Consider the following 23,010-nt stretch of genomic DNA (forward strand, 5'->3'; position numbering starts at 1 on the left):
CTCTGCAAGTGCTCAAAGAGCAACTGCAGGGGCCGCTTCCGCAAAATCAAATGCTGCAGTTGCCTGGAAAGCAATTGGAGAAGCAGTCGACGCTGCTTTCCGGCAAAAAACAGCCCTGCAAGTGCTCAAAGCGCAACTACAGGGGCCGCTTCGGCAAAATCGACTGCTGCAGTTGCCTCAAAAGCAATTGGCGCCGAGAAACTGCTGCCGCTTGGTGCCCGGGGCGGTTGGCGGTCAGGCTGCGGCTTGCTTCAAGCTCACGGATATAGTCGGCAAGCGCTTCGTATGCTTTGTAGTACGGGAAGAGACGGTCCATTTCATCCGAACCGGTCCCCGACGGGATGCTGGAGGTAGCGATGCGGCCGAGACAAGCGGCGAGCGGGATCCGCTTGCCGCTCTTCATCAGGCGTTCTTGTCCGCCGGCGACGATGCCGATGGCCCGGATCAGGCGAAGGCGTTCGGGGCCGGTCAAGTCGGCTTTTTGCAGCGCCTTGACGAGATCCCGAATACGCTCGACCATCGTTTCGTAAACGAGAAAAAGCTCCCCAGCGCCGGGATCTTTGCTGCGGCTCAGCCACAAATCTTCCCGGATCAGCTTCGATATGCGCTTTCCTTTCTCGATGTACGTCCGCACTTCTTCAATTTGCGTCCGCATGTCCGGTTTGTACGGAGTCATCCGCCCGGCTTGCAAATCGAGCTGAATATAATACAGCAGCGCGCGCAGCATGCCTTCCGACTTGGCGAGGAGCACCTCCTCGCGTTCCCGATGCACCGGCTTGATAATCGCATTGACGACCGTGCCTACGGTCATCCCGATCCATACGAGCAGCAGCTGGTAATATGCCGCGGTGCCGCCGCTCAGTTTGTCGGACGTTCCTATCGTGTTGATGGCGACGATAACGGCAACGGTTAATGACGTCGTGCGGTTTAACCGCACATGCACGGCCATGACGAGCAGCGTGACGATAACGAACACAAGCACGCCGCTGCCAAAAATGTGAGCGGCGACGATGCCGGCTACCGAAGCGAGCAAGGCGCTGGCCATGTGCGACAAACTGTGGCGAAGCGAACGGTAAACGGACGGCTGAACCGCCAGCATGGAGACGATTCCGGCAAAATGGGCCGGTTCGAGATGGAGCCACCGCGCGACCGCAATGCTGATCCCGATGGAGATAACGGTTTTGACGACGCGAAGACCGACAATCATGAACGTTCACCTCACCATTTCGTCAGTTTAATGTTATTAATTCTAACACAACGACGAGGTCGAGGGAATATAATGTCACTTATATGTTATATTTAGTTTTGACTGAGCTGAATTCGCACTTCTATGGTCGTACCTCTCCCTACAACGGATGTCACCGTTATGCCGCTGTTTGCTCCGGCATAAAGGCGTACTCTCTCTTGGACGTTAAAGAGGCCGTACCCTCTGCGCCCCGGAGCGCCCCCTTGCGCGGGATCTTGCTGCAGCATATGCTTGACCGCCTGCTCCTCCATACCGATCCCATTGTCCGTTACTCGAATCAACAGCGTGTGCTCTTGCTCCGGCGCCGCCTCAATTTCAAGCAAGCCCTTTCTATCCCTCAAATTGCGTATGCCGTGCAGCAGCGCGTTCTCGACGATCGGCTGCAGCGTCAGCTTCGGCAGCAGGAGCGATTTTGCCGCTTCGTCCGCCCGGATCGTGAAGGCGAATTCGTCGCCGAAACGGATTTTTTGAATGTTCAAGTACGTTTCGACCAGGCTGAGCTCGTCTTCCAAAGAGACGATATCTTTGCCGTTTTTCAAACTGAAGCGGAAATATTTCGACAACGATTCGATCATATAACTGATGTCGTCCGCTTTGCGGCGAATAGCCATCCAGTTGATAGCGTCGAGCGTATTGTACAGAAAATGCGGATTGATTTGGGCCTGGAGCGCTTTCAGCAGCGCCTCCTTTTCGAGCGGTCGTATATATTGGATACCGGCGTTCAAGTCGGAATCCGGGAAACGCGGCACATCGTCGGCGATTATACGATGACCGAGCACGATGTGCTGTCGAGCCGCGCTTTTCCCGACGGCATTGCGTGCGGCACGTTCGCGATCGACATTCACCCGCCCGAAGGGGAGCAGCAAGTGTTCACGGGCTCGGGTAAAGCCGTCTACGAAATCCCGTACCGCAGCTTGCTGCCGCAAGGCGTCGATAACTTGCTCGTCGCCGGACGCTGCAACTCTGCAACGCATGCGGCGTTCGGCTCCGTGCGGGTGATGGCGACGGCGATGGGCATCGGCCAAGGGGCCGGTACGGCGGCGGCGATCGCGGTCAGCAAAGGGAAGTCGACGCGGGAAGTGGACGTGTCCGAGGTGCGGCGTTCCTTGCTGCAGCAAGGCCAGTATTTGCTCGGTTGCGACGCGAACGAAAAGATCGATCCCGGCCTGAAGCTGGACAAAATCGACGGGCTCGGCAACACCGCGAGCCATTATAATCCTTACGCCAACAAAAACAAATAACAGCTGAAACATGCCGTCCCTTATCTTGACAGGGGGCGGCTTTTGACTTTATGGTCAGCCGTGCGGAGCAGTCGATCAAGGGAAGATTTTTGATATAATTGAGGTTGACCATTCCTCGCTGCCTGCGGATAGACAAATTGAAAAGGGGCGTTCCTCGATGACAAAAGGTGAAAGAAATCCTGCGATTGATCCATTTTTTAGAAAGGCTAAAAAGTGGAAGGAAGAATTTGAGATGTTGAGAGATATCGTTCTTGACTGTGAACTGACCGAAGATTTTAAGTGGATGCATCCTTGTTACACGTTTCAGAATAAAAACATCGTTTTAATACATGGATTTAAAGATTACTGTGCGCTTTTGTTTCACAAAGGCGCCTTGTTAAAAGATCCCCATGGTATCCTGGTCCAACAAACAGAGAATGTGCAGGCGGCGCGCCAGATTCGGTTCACCAACGTTCAACAAATCGATGAGATGCAGCTTATCTTGAAAGCTTATATCGACGAAGCCATTGAAGTTGAAAAAGCCGGTTTGCAAGTGGAGTTTAAAAAAGAATACGGACTATGTAATTCCTGAAGAATTACAAAATAAATTCGTTGAAATCCCGGACTTGAAAACCGCATTTGAAGCATTGACGCCGGGACGGCAAAGAGCGTACATTCTCTATTTTTCCCAACCTAAACAATCCAAAACCCGAGAGTCAAGGGTTGAAAAATATTTGCCGCATATTCTTGATGGAAAGGGGTTGGATGATTAGTATTTAACACATGCTGACCAGCCGTAGGGGAGGGTGTTGTGAGCGAGAACAACCAGTTGCGGGATGTGTTTGACGCGATTGCAGATCCAACTAGGCGCCGACTGATTCAATTGTTAGCAGAGGCAGAGGAGATACCGCTTCATGAATTATCGGCACACTTTCAAATGGGCCGGACAGCGGTATCCAAGCATTTGACAATCCTGAAAGAAGCCGGGCTGGTACTTGACCGTAAAGTCGGCAGAGAAACGCGATTCAGGTTAAACGCCTCTCCGCTCAGAGAAATTCAAGATTGGGTGGCTTTCTACAGCAAGTTTTGGAGTTCGAATATGTTGCGTTTGAACCAACTATTAGAGGAAGAAGAATGAGTTTAACATGAACCTTCCCCAATGCTAAATTATTAGGTACGAGTTGAACGAATGAAACGGGAGTTGCGGTTGCGGCTCCCGGTTTTTATTGTGAATGGAAGCATTGCATTGCCATTGCGGCAAAATTATGCTTTAAGTCTCATAGTTGTGCATGCGATTTTCATTGTTGACGGACTGCGAAAGAGCGTACTACAATACTCTCAAGCAGGTATGTAATCGTTTACACACAACGGAGCTCCGATATGAGCTGCCGCTGCCAGGAGGACCAGATGTTTTATTCGATTCGCTCCCAGCTTGCCATTATGTTTGCATGCCTTTTGATTATCCCGTCCGTGAGCCTGGCGTATCTGTTTTGGACCAAATCCGCGGGGGTGATTCGGGAATCGATCGAAACGTCCACCGTGCAAACGATGGATCAGTATGCCGATTCCGTCAATCGAATCACGTCGCAAATTATGGATGCGGCAAACCAGATTCTTGGCAGCAGCGTAACGCAGAAGTGGCTCAGCATGCGCATGGAAAATAACGATTTTTCCAACGGGGATTACCTCCAGCAGCATTTTCAAATGAAAAAATATTTGACCGCCTTTCAAAGCAACAATTCCTCGATTTTATCGATCAATATATTTTATAAAAATTGGGACATCTGGAATTTTGGAGGATCGAACTACGATCAAACCCCCTGGTACCGAAACTACGCCGAGCAAGGGATGCGGTGGACGTCGGCGCATTTCGATCCGCGGCAAAACGTCGATTATTTGAAGAAGGAGAGCGTCAACAGCTTTCTGTACCCATTGAGCGATCTGAACAATTTGACGACGGAAGGATTCATTAAAATCAACATCAGAACGTCCCTCTTCCAGCAGCCTTTGGATAAATTAAAGCTCGGCCAAACGGGGAAGTTTTATTTGGTCGATGCGAACGGGGACTCGGTTCTGCAGCAAGACAACATCGCGCTATCGGACTCCGTGGCGAAGCAAATCAAACAATTGGACCTGGAAAACGCGCCCGGGACGCAGCCGATACGCGACCTCGAAAACCATCATTTGTATTTCGTTCGCCGGCTTAGCCCCACAGGGTGGCTCATGATCGGCGAAGTTTCCGAGGACGAATTGTACCGAAAAATTACCGTTTTGCGGGAAAACGTCATTTGGGCCGTCATGATCCTGCTGGGAGTCACGGTCTGTCTGGCGTTCTGGTTCTCGGGCGGCATCGCCAGACCGCTCTCCCAGGTCGTTCGCTCGATGGGCTTTGTGGAGCGGGGAAACTTTATCAAAGCGAATGCCATCATTGTCGGCGTCAAGACGAAGCAGAACGAAACCGGCAAGCTCGTCAGCCACTTTTCGACGATGATCAAGCGTCTTCAAACGTACATCGAAACGGAATTCGAATCGAATTTGCGGCGCCGGCACGCGGAATATAAAGCTCTGCTGCTGCAGATCAACCCGCACTTCCTGAACAATACCCTCGAAGTCATCCATTCTTTGGCGGCACAAGGACGAAACGGCGACATCCAGCAGGTCATCGAAGCGCTCGGCCGCATGCTGCGACTCACTTTGAAAGCCGACTCGGATTTGATCAGGCTCGAGGAGGAAATCGCGTATATCCGGGCCTACACTTCCATTTTATCCGCATGCTACGGCGAGCGCGTCCATTTCGACATTATCGAGGATCCCGCCACGAAAGATTGCCACATTCCGAAGCTGCTGCTCCAGCCGTTGATCGAAAATGCGGTCAAATATTCGCTCGATGCGATCGAGGTTGCCGCGATAACCGTCGCTTTTCAGCATGTGCCTGAAGGATTGGAAATCAAAATCAAAGATAACGGAATCGGTATGAGCGAAGACACGATCCGCAACCTGGCTTTAACGTTGGAGGCGAACTTTGTGCGGGATGTGCTGGATAGCGGCGAGAAAGGGATCGGCCTCAAAAACGTCATCGCCCGCTGCCGCGTGTACTATGGCGAACGGTTCAAGCTGGCGATTCGCTCGCGCTTGCGCGAAGGCACGGAAATCGTTTTGCTGCTGCCGCTGAATGGAGGGAAGCCGGATGATAAGGTCATGATTGTAGACGATGTGGCGGAAATCAGGACCGGGCTGCGCCTCAAGCTGGATTGGCCCAAGCTCGGATTCGAAATTTGCAGCGAGGCGGCGAACGGGAAGCAAGCGCTCTCCGTCCTCGAGCAGCATACGGCGAACGTTATCATATCCGATATCAGAATGCCGGTGATGGACGGTTTGGAGCTGCTGAAGCAGTGCAGCGTGCAATTTCCTTCCGTCAAAACGATCGTTTTCTCCGGCTACGACGACTTTCCTTACATCCAAACCGCGCTTCGCTGCGGCGCCAAAGACTATTTGTTAAAGCCGATCTTAGCCGGCGATTTGCAATCCGCATTAATCAAAATCAAGAAAGAACTCGATGCGGAGCAGGAACGCGAGCTGGCGGCGTTTTTGCAAAAGGACGGGGATTTGCATGAAGCGGCCAAATTTCCTCCGCTGCCGGGGCTTCAAGACTGGCTCGCCGGCAATGCCGAGGTCCAATTTGCAACGGTGGAAATGCGCGTGCCGCCGCATCGGCTCGAGCGGGACGCCTCGCGGCCGGAGCTGCTAAGGTTGGCGTTTCAGCTGCTCACCCGCGAGATTGCCTCGCGATATTCTGAGTATGTTATTGCTTTCCATGCCCACAACTGGCCGAATATGATGCACTTCATCATTCGCTTGGACGGCCGTCTTGAAACGGCCCGGGATTTTGCCGAGGACATCAGACGGCATGTCAACGACGTTCTGAACGTCGAGGCGGCGATCGGCGTGGGCGTTCCCGTATTCGGCTTGGAACAGTGGAGGGCCGGCTTCGAATCCGGTTTGCTGGCATGGACGCGAAGCAGTATGGATATCTCGTCTCAAGTCGTTCATCTCGGACTGGATGCTGCGGATCATCACTCGTTCGATATGACGCACAAACAGCTGGAGTCGGCTTTAGAGCACGTCAACGAGGAACAACTTCTGCACTTGATTGACCAAATGTTTCGTGCCGACAAACATGCAACGATACAATCGTATTCCTTCGACGTCATTCGTCTTTGTTTATTTCTCGATTCGGTCGCAAAGCAGCACGAAATTCAAGACGCGGATATCGTAACGAAAATTTGGAAATGCACAAACGCCGCGTGGGACTACGAGTCCAGGACCAAGATTGTGGATCAAATAACAGCAGTTGCGCTGCACATCAGCGCCTGCCTGAAGGAAGAGAAAAGCAAAGGCGGCCAGGAGGCGGTAGCGGCCATCCAGAAGTATATTCAGACGCATTATGCGGAAGAAGTAAGCCTCACTTCAATCGCGGGCCAATTTCACTACAATATCGCTTATTTGTCCGATTTATTCAAAAAGCAGACCGGGGTTACTTTCAGCGACTATATCCTGAACGTCAGAATGGAGCATGCGCGCCATTTGCTGCAGCAAAGCGGCTTTAATCTGACCGATATCGCCCATATGACCGGCTTCTCGAATGCCAGCTACTTCAGCCACGTGTTCAAAAGCGTCCATGGCGTAAGCCCGAACGCCTACCGCAACTCCGATAAATCCGGCTGATGCGGACCCAAAAATGTTGCATGCGAACATCGAAAAAAGCCGCATTCCTTTAAGGTTTTTGCTATGTTACGTTTGGACCGTAAACCAATTTTAAAGGAAAAGGCGGGGGAAAGCGTTGTCGCACATGAAAAAATCGATAGCGGTAGCAGTTGCCGGGCTTATGCTCGGAGGAACGATTTCCGGGTGTTCGTCTGCAGGTTCCGGGGCGAAGGAAGTCTCTTCCAAGGACGCCAAGAAGTCGTCGGGAGGCGACGTTGTGGAGCTCACCTATTGGCGCCACGATTACGCTCCGGAAGTGAATGCGGCCAAAAAGCTGATCGATTCGTTTCAGCAAAAGTATCCGAACATTAAAGTAAAGCTGGAAGTCATTCCGGGAGCGGATTACGAAACGAAGATCCGCACCGCTCTTGCCGCCGGCAACCCGCCGGACATTATGGGCCTTGACGGACCGACGCTTGCGTCCTATGCGTATCAGAATGCGGTGATCCCGCTGGACGAGTATATGAAAGTAGACGGGAATGTCGACGATATCGCTCCGCCCGTGCTGAAGAGCTTGACGTATCAAGGGAAAATTTACGCGGCTCCGCTCAACGATGCGAGCATCGGCATTTTCTACAACAAGAAGTTGTTTGAACAGAACGGCATTACGCCTCCTTCGAAAGATCCGAACAGCCCGTGGACTTGGGACCAGGTGCTGGATGCCGCCAAAAAAAATCAACAAGCCGGAAAAAGGAGTGTACGGCATCGATCCTGCATGGGGCTTGGGAGAAGGCGAGGGCTCCACATTCGTCAAGCTGCCGTTTATATGGCAGGCGGGCGGCGACGTTCTGAGCCCCGACGCGAGCACGGCCAAGGGCTACCTGGACTCGCCCGAGACGAAGAAAGCGCTCAAATTTTTCTCGTCGCTGTACAACGAATACAAAGTAGCGGCCAAAGAGCTGCCGCCGGAAGCGTTCGAGACGGGGAAAGTAGGCATTACCGTCAACGGTCCGTGGGCGATCGCCGGCATCGCGTCCGCCCACCCGGAATTCAAGCTCGGCGTCGACTACGACATTGCTCCTTTGTGGAAAGGCGAGAAGCAAGTAACGCCGAACGGCAGCTGGAACATGGCGATTACGAAAGCTTCCAAGCATCCGAAAGAGGCTTGGGCGTTTGTGAATTGGGTGACGGGAGTCGAAGGCGCTAAAGTGTGGTATCAGGAAACGAAAAATTTGCCGGCCCGCATCTCTACCGCCAAAGCGTTCCCCGAGCTGAACCAGTATCCGATGAACATCTTCGTCGAGCAATCTTCGAAATTTGCGAAGCCGCGGCCGGTTACGCCGGCGTACCCTGCCGTCACTACGGCGGTTTCCAAGCTGTTTGCCGATCTTGGCGTGGCGAACCGCAATGTCGACGATGCCGTTGCTGATGCCATGGGCAATATCGAGAAAGCGCTGCAGAAAGTGAAAAAATGACCGGAATGATGATGTTGCCGAAAGGGAGAGCGGAACAGCGCCGCTCTCTCTTTTACCGAAAAGGGGTGATCCGTTTGAAAATAACCTCTGCATACCATAAGCAAGAGGAGAGGGCTGCTGCTTTGTTCATCGCTCCGGCCATCATCAGTTTGCTCTTATTTACTTTTTACCCTATGGTCAAGGCCTTCATGACGAGCTTTGAAGACTACAACCTCATTAGTACGAACTCCTCGTTCGTAGGGTTGACGAATTATGTCAATTTGCTGAAGGATCCCGAATTTTTGCGCAGCCTTCTGCATTCTTTGCATTTTGCCGTAATCGTCATTCCCGTGCAAACCGCGCTGGCCTTGTCCATGGCTTTGCTCGTGCACCGAAGCTCCAAAATATCGGGTTTCTTCCGAACGACGTACTTCTTGCCTGTCGTGATCTCGATGGGCGTCGCTTCTACGTTATTTAAACTGGTGTACAATAAAGATTTCGGCCTGCTCAACAGCGTGCTCAAAATATTCGGCCTGCCTCCCGTAGCGTTCCTCTCCGATTCGCACGCGGCCATGTACGGCATTATGCTGCTGGGGATGTGGAAAGCGGCCGGATTTTTCATGATTGTGTTCATTGCAGGCCTCAACAATATTCCGCGCAGCTTGTACGAAGCCGCCGAAGTGGATGGGGCGACGGCACTGCAAAAATTTTTCAAAATCACGCTGCCGCTGCTAAGAAGAACGATGACGTTCGTCGTCGTCATTACGACAATGGACGCGATCAAAATATCGGGACCGGTTTTTATTTTGACCGGGGGCGGACCTGCGAATTCCACGACGACAGCGGTTTATTTCATTTACAAAACGGCGTTTCAGCAAATGGACATGGGCTATGCGACCGCGGCCGCCTTCATTTTGTTCGTGATCGTGCTGATCATATCGCTGATTCAGCTTCGTTTGTTCAAAACGGATGTCGAGTATTGAGGAGTGACTGCCTGATGAAATGGTTCCTGCTAGCAGGCAATGGGTGCTGATGTTCGCCATCGCGGCCATCTCCGTATTGCCGATATTGTGGATGGCGATGGGCTCTTTGCGTCCGCGGCAAGAATTGTTCCAGTATATATCGTTAGAGTGGCATCTATTTGTGCCTGTGAAGTGGACGCTGCAAAATTACGCGGCGATATTCGTGCAAACGAGCAAGCCGCTAGGGCTATATATCAAAAACACGCTGCTTGTCGCCGTGACAGTTACCGCGCTTTCGCTCTGGTTTAATTCCATGGCGGCCTTCTCGTTTGCCAAGCTGCAATTTCGGTTTCGCAAAATCATATTGCCCCTGTTTATGTCCGCGCTGGTCATTCCCGGAGAAGTGACGATGGTTCCGACCTACTTGCTCGTTCATCAATTGGGCTGGGTGGATTCTTACACGGCTCTTATCGTGCCATCGGTCATATCGGTGTTCAGCGTATTTATGCTGATTCAGTTTTTCGCGGAAATCCCGAGGGAGCTGCTTGAGGCGGGCAGAATCGACGGGGCGTCGTGGTTCGGCATTTACAGCCGGATCGCGATTCCTTCGTCCGTGCCGGCGATGATCACGCTCGGATTAATTACGTTTCTCGGCCAGTGGGATTCGTACTTGTGGCCGCTTGTCGTCATTAACGACGAGACGAAGCAGATGCTGCAAGTGGCGATCGCCACGTTCTCCAATTTGCAAAATACCGAGTGGGGACAAATTTTGGCTGCGGATACGGTCTGCTCCGTTCCGATCATCATTCTGTTTTTGGTTTTGCAGAAGTATTATGTACAGTCCATCGTAAGCTCGGGAATTAAGGGATAGCCATAGGAAAATGAAAGCAATCCAACCGCGAGGGGGAACGAAGATGGGAAACTGCAAGTTCGCGCTTGACGATGAGCTGGAGCGCATCGTGAAAGCCATCACGTGCGATGAAATCGCTTCTTTTCGGCCCGAGATCACCCAGACGAGATTGGCTCCGCATTTGCGGAAAATGAGCGTTACGTTCCGTTTGAGCGAAGAGGTGCGGCAGGACGATTGGCAGCTGCAGATCGAACCGGCCTTCGCCCCGACGTTCCATTGGGCCCCTCATTTGACGCCGACGGACGAACATATTATCGACCAGCACAGCTTTCGCTCGCCGGCGCTTATCGCGCAAAATGACCGGAAGCTGCTTATTGTGATCCCGGATCTGGATATGATGTCGCAAGGAACGAGAGTCAGGTGGTACTTGGACAACGACGCTTCGCGCAACTTGCTCAAGCTCGGAATGAGCGAATACGAAGTAAGGGAGCATGTCCTGTATGTTAGAAAAGGGGGCGCGGCTTACCCGCGGGGCGAAGTTCAGGCAGGCTTCTATTTGATGACCTACGAAGACGACCCCGAAGCTCTCGCCAATCCGTGGCGGCCTGTTTTGAGCTTTTTGTGGGACAGGTGGGGGGCGCCGCTATTCCGGGCGGGAGCGCCTCTAGACGTGCCGCTTGAACGTTTCGTTCGGCATACGTACCGATGGGCGTTCGATACTTGGAAAGAGGCGGTTTGGCAGCAGTTTGAGCTTAGCGGCCAAACCGTAGGCGCGGCTGCATTTATCGTCAATGGGACGCAAAGCCCGAACTATCCCGGTGTCGTGAGCGAGAGGGAGTTCCGCTCCGTCTGGAATCAGGCATGGTTCAGCTCCCTGCGCTCCGCACACGGGATTTACCGCTACGGGCTGGAAACGAACGATCCCGATATGATCGGACGCGCCAACATGACGAAAGAATTGGCGTTATCCGCACCGCAGCGGGATGGGATGTTCCCTGCCGTCATCGCGACGGAAATGGAGCAGGTCGTCATAGACGGCAAAACGGTGAACCGCTCCAAAGGCTGGGAAACGGCGTTCTGGGGCAATTCGAACCGGAACCCGGTCAAGACGTGGCAATCGGTGCGAGGCGCCCCTTACCATATCGTAGATATGAGCTGGACAGCACTATTGATGCTTAGGTGGTACGAGGAATTGGACAGGGACCCGCGGCTGCTCGATTATGCGGTCCGCTATGCCGATGCGCTCATCAAGCTTCAGGACGAGAAAGGGTATTTCCCTGCTTGGCTCGACTACGACACGCTGCGGCCGCTCGAGATTTTGCATGATTCGCCGGAAACGGCCCTATCCGCGACGATGCTGCTCAAGCTTGCCGAGCTTACGGGCGAGAAGCGGTACGCCGCTTCGGCAGTAAGAGCGATGGACGTACTGGCCCGGGAAGTCGTGCCGGCCGGCCGCTGGGAAGATTTCGAAACGTACTGGTCGTGCTGCACCTACGGGAATCAAGAGTACGTCGGCCGCAAGTTTACCCGCAACAACATGTACAAGCAGTGCAATTTCTCGATGTTCTGGACCGCCGAAGCGTTCCTGGAATGCTACAAACGAAGCGGCGAGTCGCGGTATTTGCGGCTCGGCGAAAGATGCCTCGATGAAATGCTGATGTCGCAAGCGTCCTGGCAGCCTCCTTATATTCACGTCGATGCCTTAGGCGGGTTCGGGGTCATGAACTGCGACGGGGAATGGAACGATGCGCGCCAAAGCCTGTTCGCCGAGCTGATCGTGAAGTACGGCAAAGAGCTGCAGCGGCAAGAGTATATCGAACGGGGACTGGCCGCCTTGAAGTGCTCGTTCGTTATGATGTACTGTCCCGAGAATCCAAAGACGAAGGAGCAGTGGGAAAAAGTATATCCTTTCTTTAACGAGCCGGATTACGGGTTTATGATGGAAAACTACGGCCATGGCGGGGAAACGAACGATAACGGCCTCGGCATAGGCGAGTTTACGATTTTCGATTGGGGGAACGGAGCCGCGGCTGAAAGCTATTTGCGCATGAAGGCCCATCATCCAGAGCTTGTAACGTGAGCGGCGCCCGATGATTCCGTCGGCCCTCCTTTCGGCGCGTTACATGACGAAGCTTCGTTCTTGACGAGCCGAGGAGGGCCATATTACAATACAATCAGCACCATGTGTAATCGTTTACATGATAAATGATGTATGAACTCAAACGAGGAGGCAATCGATTATGACCGCTTTTCATGGTTTGGACATGGGGTTAGGCTCGCTCGTAAGGCTATCCGCAGCAAAGACGAGATCGATCAGCGCAGAAAATTTCAGCGGGGAAAAGGGTCAGGCAGGGATGGCGGCCGACGGGACGGGGGCGGCATGCGCGCGCGATCTCGGCGTCGGCTGGAAAGTGTCGCCATCGGTGAAAATCGCGCCGGGCACCGTGTTCACGCTGGCCGAAATCGATGGGCCGGGAGCCATTCAGCATATATGGATGACGTGTTTCCCGGACAAATGGCGGAATCTCATTATCCGCATGTATTGGGACGAAGAGGAAGAGCCGTCGGTCGAAGTGCCTTTCGGCGATTTTTTCTGCAACGGCTGGTGCGAGCGCAGCAACGTGAATTCGCTCCCTATCGCCGTCAACCCGGCCGGAGGCATGAACAGCTACTGGGTCATGCCGTTCCGCCGCAAAGCGAAGCTGACGGTAGAGAACCGGGCCGCCGAAGAAGCGGTGCTTTATTACCAGATCGATTATACGCTCACCGAGGTGCCCGATGACGCCGCTTATTTCCATGCCCAGTGGCGGCGCAGCAATCCTTTGCAGTACAAAGACGTACATACGCTGCTGGATGGAGTGCGGGGCAGAGGGCATTATGTCGGCACCTACTTGGCATGGCAGGTGAACAATACCGGCTGGTGGGGCGAAGGCGAAATCAAATTTTATATGGACGGCGACAAGGAGTTTCCGACGATTTGCGGCACGGGGACGGAAGACTACTTCGGCGGGGCGTGGAATTTCGAGCAGCTAAGGGAGAGTATGGACTATATTCGACCGCATTCCTCGGCCTGCATCAGGTCATCAAGCCGGACGGCCTGTACCGGAGCCAGCAGCGCTTCGGCATGTACCGCTGGCACATTATGGATCCAATCCGCTTCGAGGAAGAGTTGCGGGTGACGATCCAGGCGCTCGGCTGGCGCTCGGGCGGAAGATATTTGCCGCTCCAGGACGATATCGCTTCCGTTGCGTACTGGTATCAATCCGAGCCTCATGCGCCGCATCCGGTGCTTCCCGACAAAGACGCTTTAGAGGTCATTTGACGGCAAGGAGGAAGGCGGGTGAAGCAGGCACGTCACCCGCCTAACGCCTATGAGGAATCGAATCCGCATCCGTTCGCTCAAAGCGAAGATCATCCTGTTGTTCATCGTCTTTGCCAGCCTTATTTTGTTTCTGCAAATCGTCGTGTTTCAGAAATGGATCGGCGCGATCATTATCGAGAAGTCGGAATCGTACTTTCAGGAGACGGTTCATCAGATCGGCCAGCGGGCGGATATGCAGTTCAGCCAGTTTCGCACAATGGCGCTTGGCATCAGCAACAATCAAGTGGTGAAAAATTATTTGGCGGACGTCAAAGACCATAACATCAACTATCAAATCGCCAAGTATAAAATTACGAACGAAATATTCCGCATCTCGAGGTTCGACTGGATCGAGAGCATGTGCATTTATCCGGCCGGGTCCGAGCCGCCGATGAATTTGTTTTATACGAAGCCGGTATTCGAAGCCGAGCCGCGCATCCGGGCGATGCTGGCGGAACCCCCGGGTGCCGGGCCCGATGCGATTACTTGGGCCGAGCTGCAGGCGGAGCCCGACTCCATATCCGCCTTGCTGCCGATTCGGGAAAACGAAATATACGGCATTTTGCGCATCAGTCTGAGCGAAACGTTTTTTGAGCCGTTCCGTGGGGCTAAGCTCGGGAAGCAAGGGGCGCTGTATCTCGTAAAAGATCACGTGATCCTGTACGCGAAGGACCGTTCGCTGATCGGCAGCCCCGCGCAGGCAATCGGCGAAACGGACAGCGTTCGGGAAGCTACGCTTTGGGCGAACCGGGCTGGACGCTCGTCGGCGTCGTGCCGCAGACGGAATTGCTGCAGCAAATCCAGCGGTTCAACCGCATCTTCAGCGTGATGGTGATCGCCATCCTTGCCGCCGTGATGTCGTTTGCGATCGTCGCTGCCCGAGCCATTTTGCGGCCGCTGAAAAAAATCAGCAAAGGGATGGAGCGTGTCCGGGAAGGGAACCTGAATGTCGTGCTGGAGCACGAGGACAGCGACGAATTCAGCGCGATCATCCGGCAGTTCAATCATATGGTGGAACGGGTACACGGCTTGGTCGATACGATCTATGAGCAGCAGCGGCATTATCGCGAAGCGGAGATCGTCAGCCTGCTTTCCAAGCTGAATCCGCATTTTCTGTACAATTCCCTCGATATGATTTATTGGAAAGCGATCATCAAAGGGGAAGAAGAGCTGGGGGCGACGATCGTCGCTCTTTCCAGCATTTTGCGCTACTCCATCTCCCACAGGGGCGAGTTCGTGACTGTGCACGAAGATATGGGGCAGCTCGAATGCTATTTGCGCATACAAGGGATGCGCTTCGAGGACCGGCTCCAGATCAGCTTTGACATACAGCGCGACATGCTTGACGAACAGATCCCGAAGCTGGTTATCCAGCCGCTCGTGGAAAACTGCATCAAATATGCGTTTCCGGATATGGCGCGTATCGGCAGGATAGCTGTAAGCGGTTACAGGAGCAAAAACGATCTCGTGTTCGATGTGGCCGACAACGGGGCGGGTATGCCGGAGGAGAAAGTGAAGTCGCTGCTGGCGTCGTTTGAAGCGGATGAAGGGGATACCGGATTAGGCATTCGGCTCGTTCACCAAAGAGCGAAATTTTTATACGGCGAAGGCTACGGAGTATCGATACGCAGCGAAGTCGGGGAAGGGACGGTCGTCTCGGTCAGAATCGGGAAAAGAGGCCTTTTGCAGCCTGCAAAAGTAAACGTTTACAATGCGTGAAGAGGGGCTCATGCGATGCTGAAGATCATGCTTGTCGATGACGAAAGAACGGTGCTTCAAGGGATTTCGCATATTATTCGCCAATATTGCCCGAATTACGAAATCGCCGGCATGGCGCAAAAAGCTTCCGATGCGCTGCACATGCTGGAGCACACTCAGGCCGATGTCGTCATTACGGACGTCAAAATGCCCGAGATGGACGGCATAGAGCTGACGGGCCATATCCGCACGCTGTATCCCCACATCTCCATCATCATTTTGAGCGGTTATGCGGAGTTCGAATACGTCAGACAGGCGATGAAGCACGGGGCGCACGACTATTTGCTGAAGCCGTGCCATTATCAAAGCATTCTCGAAGTGCTGAGCAAAATCGAAAAAGGGCTCGCCGAGCGGGGGCAGCAAACCGCGGAGCAGGCAGAGCAAGAAATATTGAAGGCGGCAGCCAAAGGGAAGCGCAAGGCGCCTGCCGCATGGCTCGAAACAAGCGGCTTGCACCTGGTTTCGGTATCGTGCGGAGGCGGCGGCATCGAACGGGTCGAGGCGCATTTGCGCGCGCAGCGCAAGGCGGGCACCATGTTCGCGGATGCGCTGGGCATGGCCAGAATCGACGATCTTATGGCGATCGTTTATGCGTCGCACTTGCATGCCGGCACGCTGAAGATTAAGCTTGCGGCAATTCAGCAGCTTTTTCTCCAGCAAGGATACGTCACGTATTGGGCCATCGGCAGCGCCTTCGCAGCGGAAAGCTTGGCGCAGGCGTTCGCGGACATCGTCCGGCGCCTCGATTTTTTGCGGTTTAACGACCTGCCGCTCGTGATGACGGAGGACATGTACGACAGCTTTATGGAGAAGCAGCGCTCTTACGGCGCAGGCGACTATTTTCCGGGGCGGGCGATCGGCCAAGCGATCTTGAAGGGGGACGCCGCCAAGCTGAAGCAAGTTGTCGAGGCCTGGATCGAAAGCCTGAGCCGGCCGGGCTTGCAATGGGATCCGAAGCGTCTCAAGAGCGAGCTGTTCAAGCAATTGCTGCAGCTGGAGCAGCTGCTCGCCGATCATGGGGTTCATTCCGCGCCGGGCACGTTCGGCGATTGTCTCGACGCTCTCCATAAGCTGGAGACGTTCCGCGATACGGCCGCCTGGCTGCGGCAATTCACGCTGTCTTTGCTCGGCATGGGGACGGAGGAGCCGCTTCCCGGCTACATTCAGGCCGCTGTCCAATATATGGAATCGAATTACATGGAAGAGCTTTGCCTGAAGACCGTATCCGACCGGGTGCACCTCAATCCTTGGTATTTCAGCAGCCAGTTCAAAAAATATATGGGCGTATCGTTCAGCGAATATTTGAACCAGGTCCGGGTGCGGATGGCCAAGCAATTTTTGAAGCATAAAGACTTGAAAGTGTATCAGGTGGCGGAAATGGTCGGGTTTCAGGATGCGGCCTATTTCAGCACCGTATTTAAAAATATGGAACAGATGAGCCCGAAAGATTACCAGAAAACGGTTTCATAAAAGTGCTAATCGATTTACAAGAAATCGAATGTTATTGAAATTTTTCCAGTCCCGCCGGTGCTACACTAGGTTATATCCTTGACAAGGGGGAATCCAAGTGAGACGAAACCGAGGGATCGTCTGCTGGCTGCTGGCGGTCGTATTGCTGCTTAGCGCCTGCACGAAAACAGGTGGCGATGCGCAGCCGGCGGCAGGCGGCGCGGGTACAGGCACGAAGCCGGCCGAGACGGGGCAACCGGCGTCCGGCAGCGGCGGCGGCAAAATGACGGATGTGGGCACACCACGCAGCCAGACGCTCATTGTCGACATTTTGAGCGGGCGCAGCGCGGACCCGGACCGGATGAATCCGTACGTGCCCGGCGCCGTGCCGATGGACAGCGGCCTGCATCAGCTGATTTATTCTAATCTGTGGGAGATCGACACGGTCAAAGGCAAGCAAATTCCCGACCTGGCCGCGACGATGCCCGAACCGCTTGACAATACGAACACAAAGTTCAGATTCAAGCTGCAGGAAGGGCTCGCCTGGTCGGACGGCGTCGAGTTTACGGCGGACGACGTCGTGTATACGTCGGATATGCTGCTGAAGACGAAGGAGCTCGGCTACAGCGGTTATTACAGCAGCCTGGTGAAGTCGATGAAAGCGATCGACAAAACGACGATCGAAGTGGAGACGGTGCAGCCCGAAACGAGACTCGCGCAAAAATTGGGCGTCGTCATTTGGGGAACCGCATTCCGCGTCATGCCGAAACATATTTGGGAGAAAGAAGACCCGACGAAATTCAAGTTTACCGATCCCGTCGGCGTTGGCCCGTACAAGCTGAGCAAGCGCGACCCGCAGGGGAACTGGTTCCTCTACGAGAAGCGGCAAGACTGGCAAAAGAGCGACATCGGCAAGCTCGTCGGCGAACCGGGGCCGCAGTACATTTTGTTCAAATATTTCGGCCCGGAAGAGAAGCGGATTATGGCCGCCATCTCGCACGAAATGGACATTTTGCAAGACATTACGCCGGAAAGCTGGGACGTGCTCAGGCAGAAAAACACGTTCGCCAAAGCGTGGTACGAGAACTTCCCTTACGCCGATATGAACGACCCGTGCGAACGGGGCATGTCGCTCAACGCCGCGAAAGCGCCTTATGACAACCCGGACGTACGGTGGGCCTTGACGCTGCTGACCGATATCAAGAACGTATCGATGGCTACGTTCGGCGGCATGCTGCGGGCGTCGCCGATCGAGCTGCCGCCGATCAGCGTGCTGCAGGACAATTACCATAAGCCGATGACTCCTTGGCTGAAAGACTTCCAATTGAGCGACGGCTACAAGCCGTTCGACGACAGCTACGCCAAAGATATGGTCGATATGCTGAAGCAGCAAGGCGTCAAAGGGCTGCCGACGGACGCGAAGGAAATGACGGACACGTTCGGGGTCGGCTGGTACAAATACGACCCGGCCGAGGCCGCCAAGCTGCTGCAAAAAGCCGGCTTCAAGAAGCAGGGCGACAAGTGGCTGAAGCCCGACGGCACGCCGTGGAAGCTGACGATCAACGCTCCGGCCAACTTCGAGGTGCAATCGATGCGGCTAGCGTTCGCCGTGGCCGACAGCTGGAGAAAGAACGGCATCGACGTCAACGTGCAGCAAATGGATGCAGCCACGTTCTGGGATGCGGAGTCGACGGGTAATTTCGAAGTCGGCTCGTACTGGCCGGCGTGCGGCCTGCTGCCCGACAGCACGTCCAACTTCCAGGGCTGGCACAAGAAGTACATCGTCCCGGTCGGCCAGCAAGCGCCGGGCAACCGGAACCGCTGGGCCAGCGATCGCGTCAGCTCGCTGATCGACGAGCTGAACGGCCTGAAGAGCGACGATCCGAAAGTGATTCAGAACATTACGGAGATCAACAAGGAATTTGTCAAAGGGATGCCGTTTATTCCGATGTTCGGCACTTCCAAGTTCGTTCCGGTCGACACGTATTACTGGAGCGGCTTCCAGACTTCGAAGAACGAGTTCGAAGGCCCGTGGTGGTGGTGGTCGCAGTTTAAATACTACACGCCGCACTACAAGCCGACAGGCAAGTAGAAGCTGCCATTCGAGTTGAAAATTACATGCCGGGCGACGCTGCCCGGTATGTAATTTTATAGGGAGCGTGAGACACCGGTGGATTTTTACAAATTTTTGCTGTCGCGGATACTAACCTTCGTGCTTGTCGTGTTTATCGGGATCACGGCGGTGTTTTTCGTGCCGCGCTTTCTTCCGTCCGATCCGGTCGAAGCGATGATCGGCCAATTGACGTCCAAATCCGCTTTTATGGATCCGAAAGCGATCGAAACGATGCGGACGACGCTGAACGAATCGTTCGGCCTGCAAGGCTCGCTGCTGCAGCAATATTTCGGCTTTTTCAAGCGGGTGCTGATCACCCACGATTTCGGGCCGTCGCTCGCCAATTACCCGGCGCCGGTAGGGGAACTCATCGGACGCGCCTTGCCGTGGACGATGGGACTGCTGCTGACGTCCACGATCATTTCCTGGGCAATCGGCAATGTCGTCGGGCTGCTCGCCGGCTTCCGCAAGGAGAAAGCTTATTCCAAATTGCTCGAAGCTATCTCCATCGCGCTGTATCCGATTCCGTACTACATTTTCGCTTTGGTGCTGATCATGGTGTTCGCTTACATTGTTCCGATCTTCCCGCTGTCGAGCACGTTTCAAGGCGACGGCTTTACGTGGGAGCGCATCAAAAGCCTTGTCGTCGGCTCGACGCTGCCCGCTCTATCCATGATTCTGGTCGGCACCGGCTGGTGGGTCATCAGCATGAAGACGCTGTCGGCCGGCATCGCGGAAGAGGATTACGTGCATTTTGCGCGGCTGAAGGGGCTGAAAGAGCGGAAAATTATGAGCCGGTACGTACTGCCGAACGCGGCTTTGCCGCAAGTGACGATGCTGGCCTTGCAGCTCGGCACGATTTTCAACGGGGCGCTTGTGACGGAAATTTTGTTCGGTTATCCGGGCGTCGGCACGCTGATTTATACCGGCATATTGCAGGCGGACTACAATTTGATCATGGGGACGATCACGATTTCCATTCTCGCTGTCGCGGGGGCAACCTTCGTCGTGGATTTCCTGTATCCGTTCCTGGATCCGCGGGTGCGCTACAAGTAACGGCGAGGAAGGAGGCATGCGCATGAAAAACTGGAACGTTCGCTTGAAAGCGGGAGTTGCGATACTGGCTGTGTTTCTTATTCTCGGCTTCGTCTTCCCGCTGTTTCATCCCGGCAATCCGATCGACTGGAGCGCGTATCCGAAAAATTTGAAGCCGAGCGCCGCGCACTGGTTCGGCACGACGAACCTCGGGCAGGACACGTTCTGGCTGCTCGCCAAATCGATTCAAAACTCGTTCATCATCGGCATTCTCGTCGCCTTCTTCGCTACGGTTATCGGGGCGCTGCTGGGTCTGCTGGCCGGCTTCAAGGGCGGCTTTGTCGACCGGCTCATTACGCTGTTCACAGATTCGTTCATCGTCATTCCGTCGCTGCCGATTTTGATTTTGCTCGGTACGCTGCTGAAAGGCAGAGCGTCTTTGCTGTACATCGCCTTAATTTTGATCGTCTTCAACTGGCCGTGGCCGGCGAGGCAGCTGCGGGCGATGGCGCTGTCGCTAAGGGAGCGCGACTTCATCCATACGGCGCTGTTTTCCGGCATGAGCACGTTCAGCATCATCGTCAAAGAAATTTTCCCTTTCGTCGCCGGATGGTCGCTCGCCAACTTCGTCAATACGATTCTCGTCGCCATCGGCTCGGAATCGGGCCTCGCGGTTATCGGCATGTCCAGCAACGAGAAGGCGACGCTCGGCACGATGATTTACTGGGCGAACCAGCATCAGGCGATGCTGGCCGGGCGCTGGTGGTGGATCGGCTCGCCGGTGATCGCCATCGCGCTCATTTTTATCGCTTTATTCCTGACGATGACGGGCTACCAGCAATATTCGGCGTTAAGGAGAGGGAAATGACATGCTGAGACTGCACAACGTCAGCGCCCGCTACAATATGCTGGGCAGCTATGTGAACGCCGTCGACCGCGTCGATTTTGAAGTGAGGAAGAGCGAAATATTCGGCATTGCCGGGGAGTCGGGCTGCGGCAAATCGACGCTGCTCAAGGTGATGTACGATTTGATCCAGTATCCGCTCGAAATTTCGGAAGGCTCCGTCGAAATCCATGCCGCCGGGAAAGACGGAAAGCCGGTCGTGTACCGGCACGGCGACATTCACCGCAGCTGGTGGAAAGTCATTTCCTATGTGCCGCAAGGTGCTATGCACGTGATGAATCCGGTGGCTAGGGTGAAGAGCCAGTTTTTCGACGCGATCAGCAAATATCACGAGAAGAAGAGCGCGAAGCAGCTGGAGGCGGAAATCGCCGGTTATTTGCGCGAGCTGGAGCTGCCGCCGGAAGTGCTGCAGGCGTTCCCGCACCAGCTCAGCGGCGGCATGAGGCAGCGCGTGCTCATCGCGCTGGCGACGTTTCTGCATCCCGACATCGTGCTCGCCGACGAGCCGACGACAGCCCTCGACGTCGTCGTGCAGCGGGGCATTTTGACGATGCTGGCGAAGGTGCAGAAAAAGATGAAAAACTCGATGGTCATCGTCTCACACGACATGGGGGTGCATTATCAAATTACGCACCGGATGGGCATTATGTATGCCGGGCAAATGATCGAAATCGGACCAACGGAGCAGATTTTCGAAAGCCCGCAGCATCCGTACACGAAGATGCTGATCGGCGCTCTGCCCAAGGTCGGCGACAACAGCCAGAAGGAAGGCATTCCCGGCACTCCGCCGAGCCTCAAAAATCCTCCGCCGGGCTGCCGCTTCGCCGCCAGATGTCCGGTTGCGACGGACTTGTGCCGCGCGGTGGAGCCGGCGCGGGTCGCCGTAGGACACGAGCACATGGCCAGCTGCCATCTGCTGGAGCCGATCGCCGCCGAAAGGAGGGCACATCATGGCTGAGCCTATTTTGGAGCTGAGGGGCCTAACGCGCACGTTCAAAATCGGCGGCATGCTGCTCGGCAAAAAAATTACCGCGGTCGACCAGGTGAACCTGAAGCTGCCCGGCGGGAAGCCGCGCATTATGAGCATCGTCGGGGAATCGGGCAGCGGCAAGACGACGCTGGCCAAAATGATTTTGCGCCTGCTCGCCCCTTCGTCGGGCGATATCGTGCTGGGCGGCGTGTCGCTTACCCAATACGGCAAGCGCGGCAACCGGAAGGAATTTTTGCGCAAGGTGCAGCCGATTTTCCAAAACCCGTTCACTTCGTTCAGCATGAGGAAGCCGGTGGACACGTATTTGTACGAAACGGCGGTCAACCTGGGCGTGGCCGCTTCGAGGAAAGAGGCGCGCGGCGTCGTGGCGGAAGTGCTGCATTCGGTTGGCCTCGATACTGGTCATATAAGCGGCAAATACCCGAATCAGTTTTCCGGCGGGGAGCTGCAGCGCATTTCCATCGCGCGGGCGCTCATCCCGAAGCCGAGTCTCATTGTCGCCGACGAGCCGGTGGCGATGATTGACGCTTCGCTGCGGATGAATATCGTGAACTTGTTCCGCAAGCTAAAGGACGAATACAGCGTTAATTTCGTCTACATTACGCACGATCTGTCGACGGCGTACTACGTCAGCGACTATATCGCTACGATGTACCGCGGCCAGCTGATCGAATTCGGCGAAGCCCGGGGCGTATTGAACAGGCCGTCGCACCCGTACACGGAGCTGCTGCTCGACTCCATCCCCAAGGTGGGAAAAAAATGGGACGAGGACGCGGCGCTTCCCGATATGGACGGGGCGGATTCCGGGGCGTTCGGCTGCAAGTTCGCCGGCAGGTGCAAATACGCCCGCGACGTTTGCCGCTCTGTGGAGCCTTACATGATGCCGATCGAAGCGGAGCATAAAGTGCTTTGTATCAAGCATAACGATTACAAGCCCGCTATGGGGCTGAATGTGGGACGGCG

General features: G+C 54.7%; 19 protein-coding genes and 2 pseudogenes. 19 read left to right on the forward strand and 2 right to left on the reverse strand.

Annotated elements, in window-relative coordinates; genetic code table 11:
- Nucleotides 1-136 precede the first annotated feature (136 nt).
- Together SD70_RS29175 and SD70_RS29180 are read right to left on the reverse strand one after the other, a co-directional pair.
- On the reverse strand, nt 137-1,207 hold the full coding sequence (locus SD70_RS29175) for an FUSC family protein (RefSeq protein WP_082053744.1): 1,071 nt from the start codon (nt 1,205-1,207) through the stop codon (nt 137-139).
- A 92-nt stretch (nt 1,208-1,299) separates the two neighbouring features.
- A complete protein-coding gene (locus tag SD70_RS29180) occupies nt 1,300-1,971 on the reverse strand; it encodes a sensor histidine kinase (protein ID WP_197081219.1) in 672 nt (223 codons plus the stop codon).
- Between SD70_RS29180 and SD70_RS37265 the strand changes: the two genes are divergently transcribed.
- The 19 genes and pseudogenes from SD70_RS37265 to SD70_RS29265 form a co-directional block, all read left to right on the forward strand.
- Nucleotides 1,879-2,487, forward strand: a complete 609-nt coding sequence (locus SD70_RS37265; RefSeq protein ID WP_231571657.1) for an FAD-dependent oxidoreductase — start codon at nt 1,879-1,881, stop codon at nt 2,485-2,487. The genes SD70_RS29180 and SD70_RS37265 overlap by 93 nt on opposite strands.
- Nucleotides 2,488-2,644: 157 nt before the next feature.
- Nucleotides 2,645-3,239: pseudogene (locus SD70_RS29190) on the forward strand (YdeI/OmpD-associated family protein).
- A gap of 38 nt (nt 3,240-3,277) precedes the next feature.
- Nucleotides 3,278-3,604 (forward strand): ArsR/SmtB family transcription factor, encoded by a 327-nt coding sequence (locus tag SD70_RS29195; protein ID WP_041052075.1) that lies wholly within the window; start codon nt 3,278-3,280, stop codon nt 3,602-3,604.
- A 269-nt stretch (nt 3,605-3,873) separates the two neighbouring features.
- On the forward strand, nt 3,874-7,191 hold the full coding sequence (locus tag SD70_RS29200; RefSeq protein ID WP_041052076.1) for a response regulator: 3,318 nt from the start codon (nt 3,874-3,876) through the stop codon (nt 7,189-7,191).
- A 160-nt stretch (nt 7,192-7,351) separates the two neighbouring features.
- A pseudogene (locus SD70_RS40580) lies at nt 7,352-7,870 on the forward strand (ABC transporter substrate-binding protein); the annotation flags it as partial.
- A gap of 19 nt (nt 7,871-7,889) precedes the next feature.
- Entirely contained in the window at nt 7,890-8,645 is a 756-nt protein-coding gene (locus SD70_RS38850; RefSeq protein ID WP_156158257.1) for an extracellular solute-binding protein, read from the forward strand.
- A gap of 122 nt (nt 8,646-8,767) precedes the next feature.
- Complete coding sequence (locus tag SD70_RS29210) at nt 8,768-9,607, forward strand: carbohydrate ABC transporter permease (protein WP_231571655.1); 840 nt, start codon at nt 8,768-8,770, stop codon at nt 9,605-9,607.
- Nucleotides 9,608-9,626: 19 nt separating this feature from the next.
- Nucleotides 9,627-10,457, forward strand: a complete 831-nt coding sequence (locus tag SD70_RS29215) for a carbohydrate ABC transporter permease (protein ID WP_041052077.1) — start codon at nt 9,627-9,629, stop codon at nt 10,455-10,457.
- Nucleotides 10,458-10,500: 43 nt separating this feature from the next.
- Entirely contained in the window at nt 10,501-12,516 is a 2,016-nt protein-coding gene (locus SD70_RS29220) for a hypothetical protein (protein WP_052488038.1), read from the forward strand.
- A 160-nt stretch (nt 12,517-12,676) separates the two neighbouring features.
- Nucleotides 12,677-13,615: a glycoside hydrolase family 172 protein gene (locus SD70_RS39560; RefSeq protein WP_269432553.1), complete on the forward strand. Its 939-nt coding sequence runs from the start codon at nt 12,677-12,679 to the stop codon at nt 13,613-13,615.
- Nucleotides 13,534-13,758: a DUF2961 domain-containing protein gene (locus SD70_RS39565; protein ID WP_269432554.1), complete on the forward strand. Its 225-nt coding sequence runs from the start codon at nt 13,534-13,536 to the stop codon at nt 13,756-13,758. Before SD70_RS39560 ends, SD70_RS39565 begins: the two co-directional genes overlap by 82 nt.
- A 49-nt stretch (nt 13,759-13,807) precedes the next feature.
- Entirely contained in the window at nt 13,808-14,626 is an 819-nt protein-coding gene (locus SD70_RS29230) for a cache domain-containing protein (RefSeq protein WP_041052078.1), read from the forward strand.
- Nucleotides 14,536-15,516, forward strand: a complete 981-nt coding sequence (locus SD70_RS29235) for a sensor histidine kinase (RefSeq protein ID WP_041052079.1) — start codon at nt 14,536-14,538, stop codon at nt 15,514-15,516. Before SD70_RS29230 ends, SD70_RS29235 begins: the two co-directional genes overlap by 91 nt.
- Before the next feature lie 15 nt (nt 15,517-15,531).
- Nucleotides 15,532-17,025 carry a response regulator transcription factor gene (locus SD70_RS29240; RefSeq protein WP_041052080.1) on the forward strand — a complete coding sequence of 498 codons (1,494 nt, stop codon included), beginning with the start codon at nt 15,532-15,534 and terminating at the stop codon, nt 17,023-17,025.
- 97 nt (nt 17,026-17,122) lie between these two features.
- Complete coding sequence (locus SD70_RS29245) at nt 17,123-19,096, forward strand: ABC transporter substrate-binding protein (RefSeq protein WP_197081223.1); 1,974 nt, start codon at nt 17,123-17,125, stop codon at nt 19,094-19,096.
- Nucleotides 19,097-19,174: 78 nt separating this feature from the next.
- Nucleotides 19,175-20,173, forward strand: a complete 999-nt coding sequence (locus tag SD70_RS29250; protein WP_041052082.1) for an ABC transporter permease — start codon at nt 19,175-19,177, stop codon at nt 20,171-20,173.
- A gap of 22 nt (nt 20,174-20,195) precedes the next feature.
- Nucleotides 20,196-21,020 carry an ABC transporter permease gene (locus SD70_RS29255; protein WP_197081224.1) on the forward strand — a complete coding sequence of 275 codons (825 nt, stop codon included), beginning with the start codon at nt 20,196-20,198 and terminating at the stop codon, nt 21,018-21,020.
- A gap of 1 nt (nt 21,021) precedes the next feature.
- Nucleotides 21,022-22,014 (forward strand): ABC transporter ATP-binding protein, encoded by a 993-nt coding sequence (locus tag SD70_RS29260; RefSeq protein WP_052488039.1) that lies wholly within the window; start codon nt 21,022-21,024, stop codon nt 22,012-22,014.
- On the forward strand, nt 22,007-23,010 hold a 1,004-nt coding region (locus SD70_RS29265; protein WP_082053749.1), incomplete at its 3' end, for an ABC transporter ATP-binding protein. The genes SD70_RS29260 and SD70_RS29265, both read left to right, overlap by 8 nt.

This window comes from Gordoniibacillus kamchatkensis (assembly GCF_000829455.1).
GTDB classification, from domain to species: Bacteria; Bacillota; Bacilli; order Paenibacillales; family NBRC-103111; genus Gordoniibacillus; species Gordoniibacillus kamchatkensis.

What these genes read in the sequence shown, in the direction of transcription:
- SD70_RS29260 (WP_052488039.1), top strand. Translation starts at nt 21,022, where the DNA reads ATGCTGAGACTGCACAACGTCAGCGCCCGCTACAATATGCTGGGCAGC.
- SD70_RS29215 (WP_041052077.1), top strand. Translation starts at nt 9,627, where the DNA reads ATGGTTCCTGCTAGCAGGCAATGGGTGCTGATGTTCGCCATCGCGGCC.
- SD70_RS29240 (WP_041052080.1), top strand. Translation starts at nt 15,532, where the DNA reads ATGCTGAAGATCATGCTTGTCGATGACGAAAGAACGGTGCTTCAAGGG.
- SD70_RS39560 (WP_269432553.1), top strand. Translation starts at nt 12,677, where the DNA reads ATGACCGCTTTTCATGGTTTGGACATGGGGTTAGGCTCGCTCGTAAGG.
- SD70_RS29255 (WP_197081224.1), top strand. Translation starts at nt 20,196, where the DNA reads ATGAAAAACTGGAACGTTCGCTTGAAAGCGGGAGTTGCGATACTGGCT.
- SD70_RS29200 (WP_041052076.1), top strand. Translation starts at nt 3,874, where the DNA reads ATGTTTTATTCGATTCGCTCCCAGCTTGCCATTATGTTTGCATGCCTT.
- SD70_RS38850 (WP_156158257.1), top strand. Translation starts at nt 7,890, where the DNA reads ATGCCGCCAAAAAAAATCAACAAGCCGGAAAAAGGAGTGTACGGCATC.
- SD70_RS29175 (WP_082053744.1), bottom strand. Translation starts at nt 1,207, where the DNA reads ATGATTGTCGGTCTTCGCGTCGTCAAAACCGTTATCTCCATCGGGATC.
- SD70_RS29220 (WP_052488038.1), top strand. Translation starts at nt 10,501, where the DNA reads ATGGGAAACTGCAAGTTCGCGCTTGACGATGAGCTGGAGCGCATCGTG.
- SD70_RS29230 (WP_041052078.1), top strand. Translation starts at nt 13,808, where the DNA reads ATGAGGAATCGAATCCGCATCCGTTCGCTCAAAGCGAAGATCATCCTG.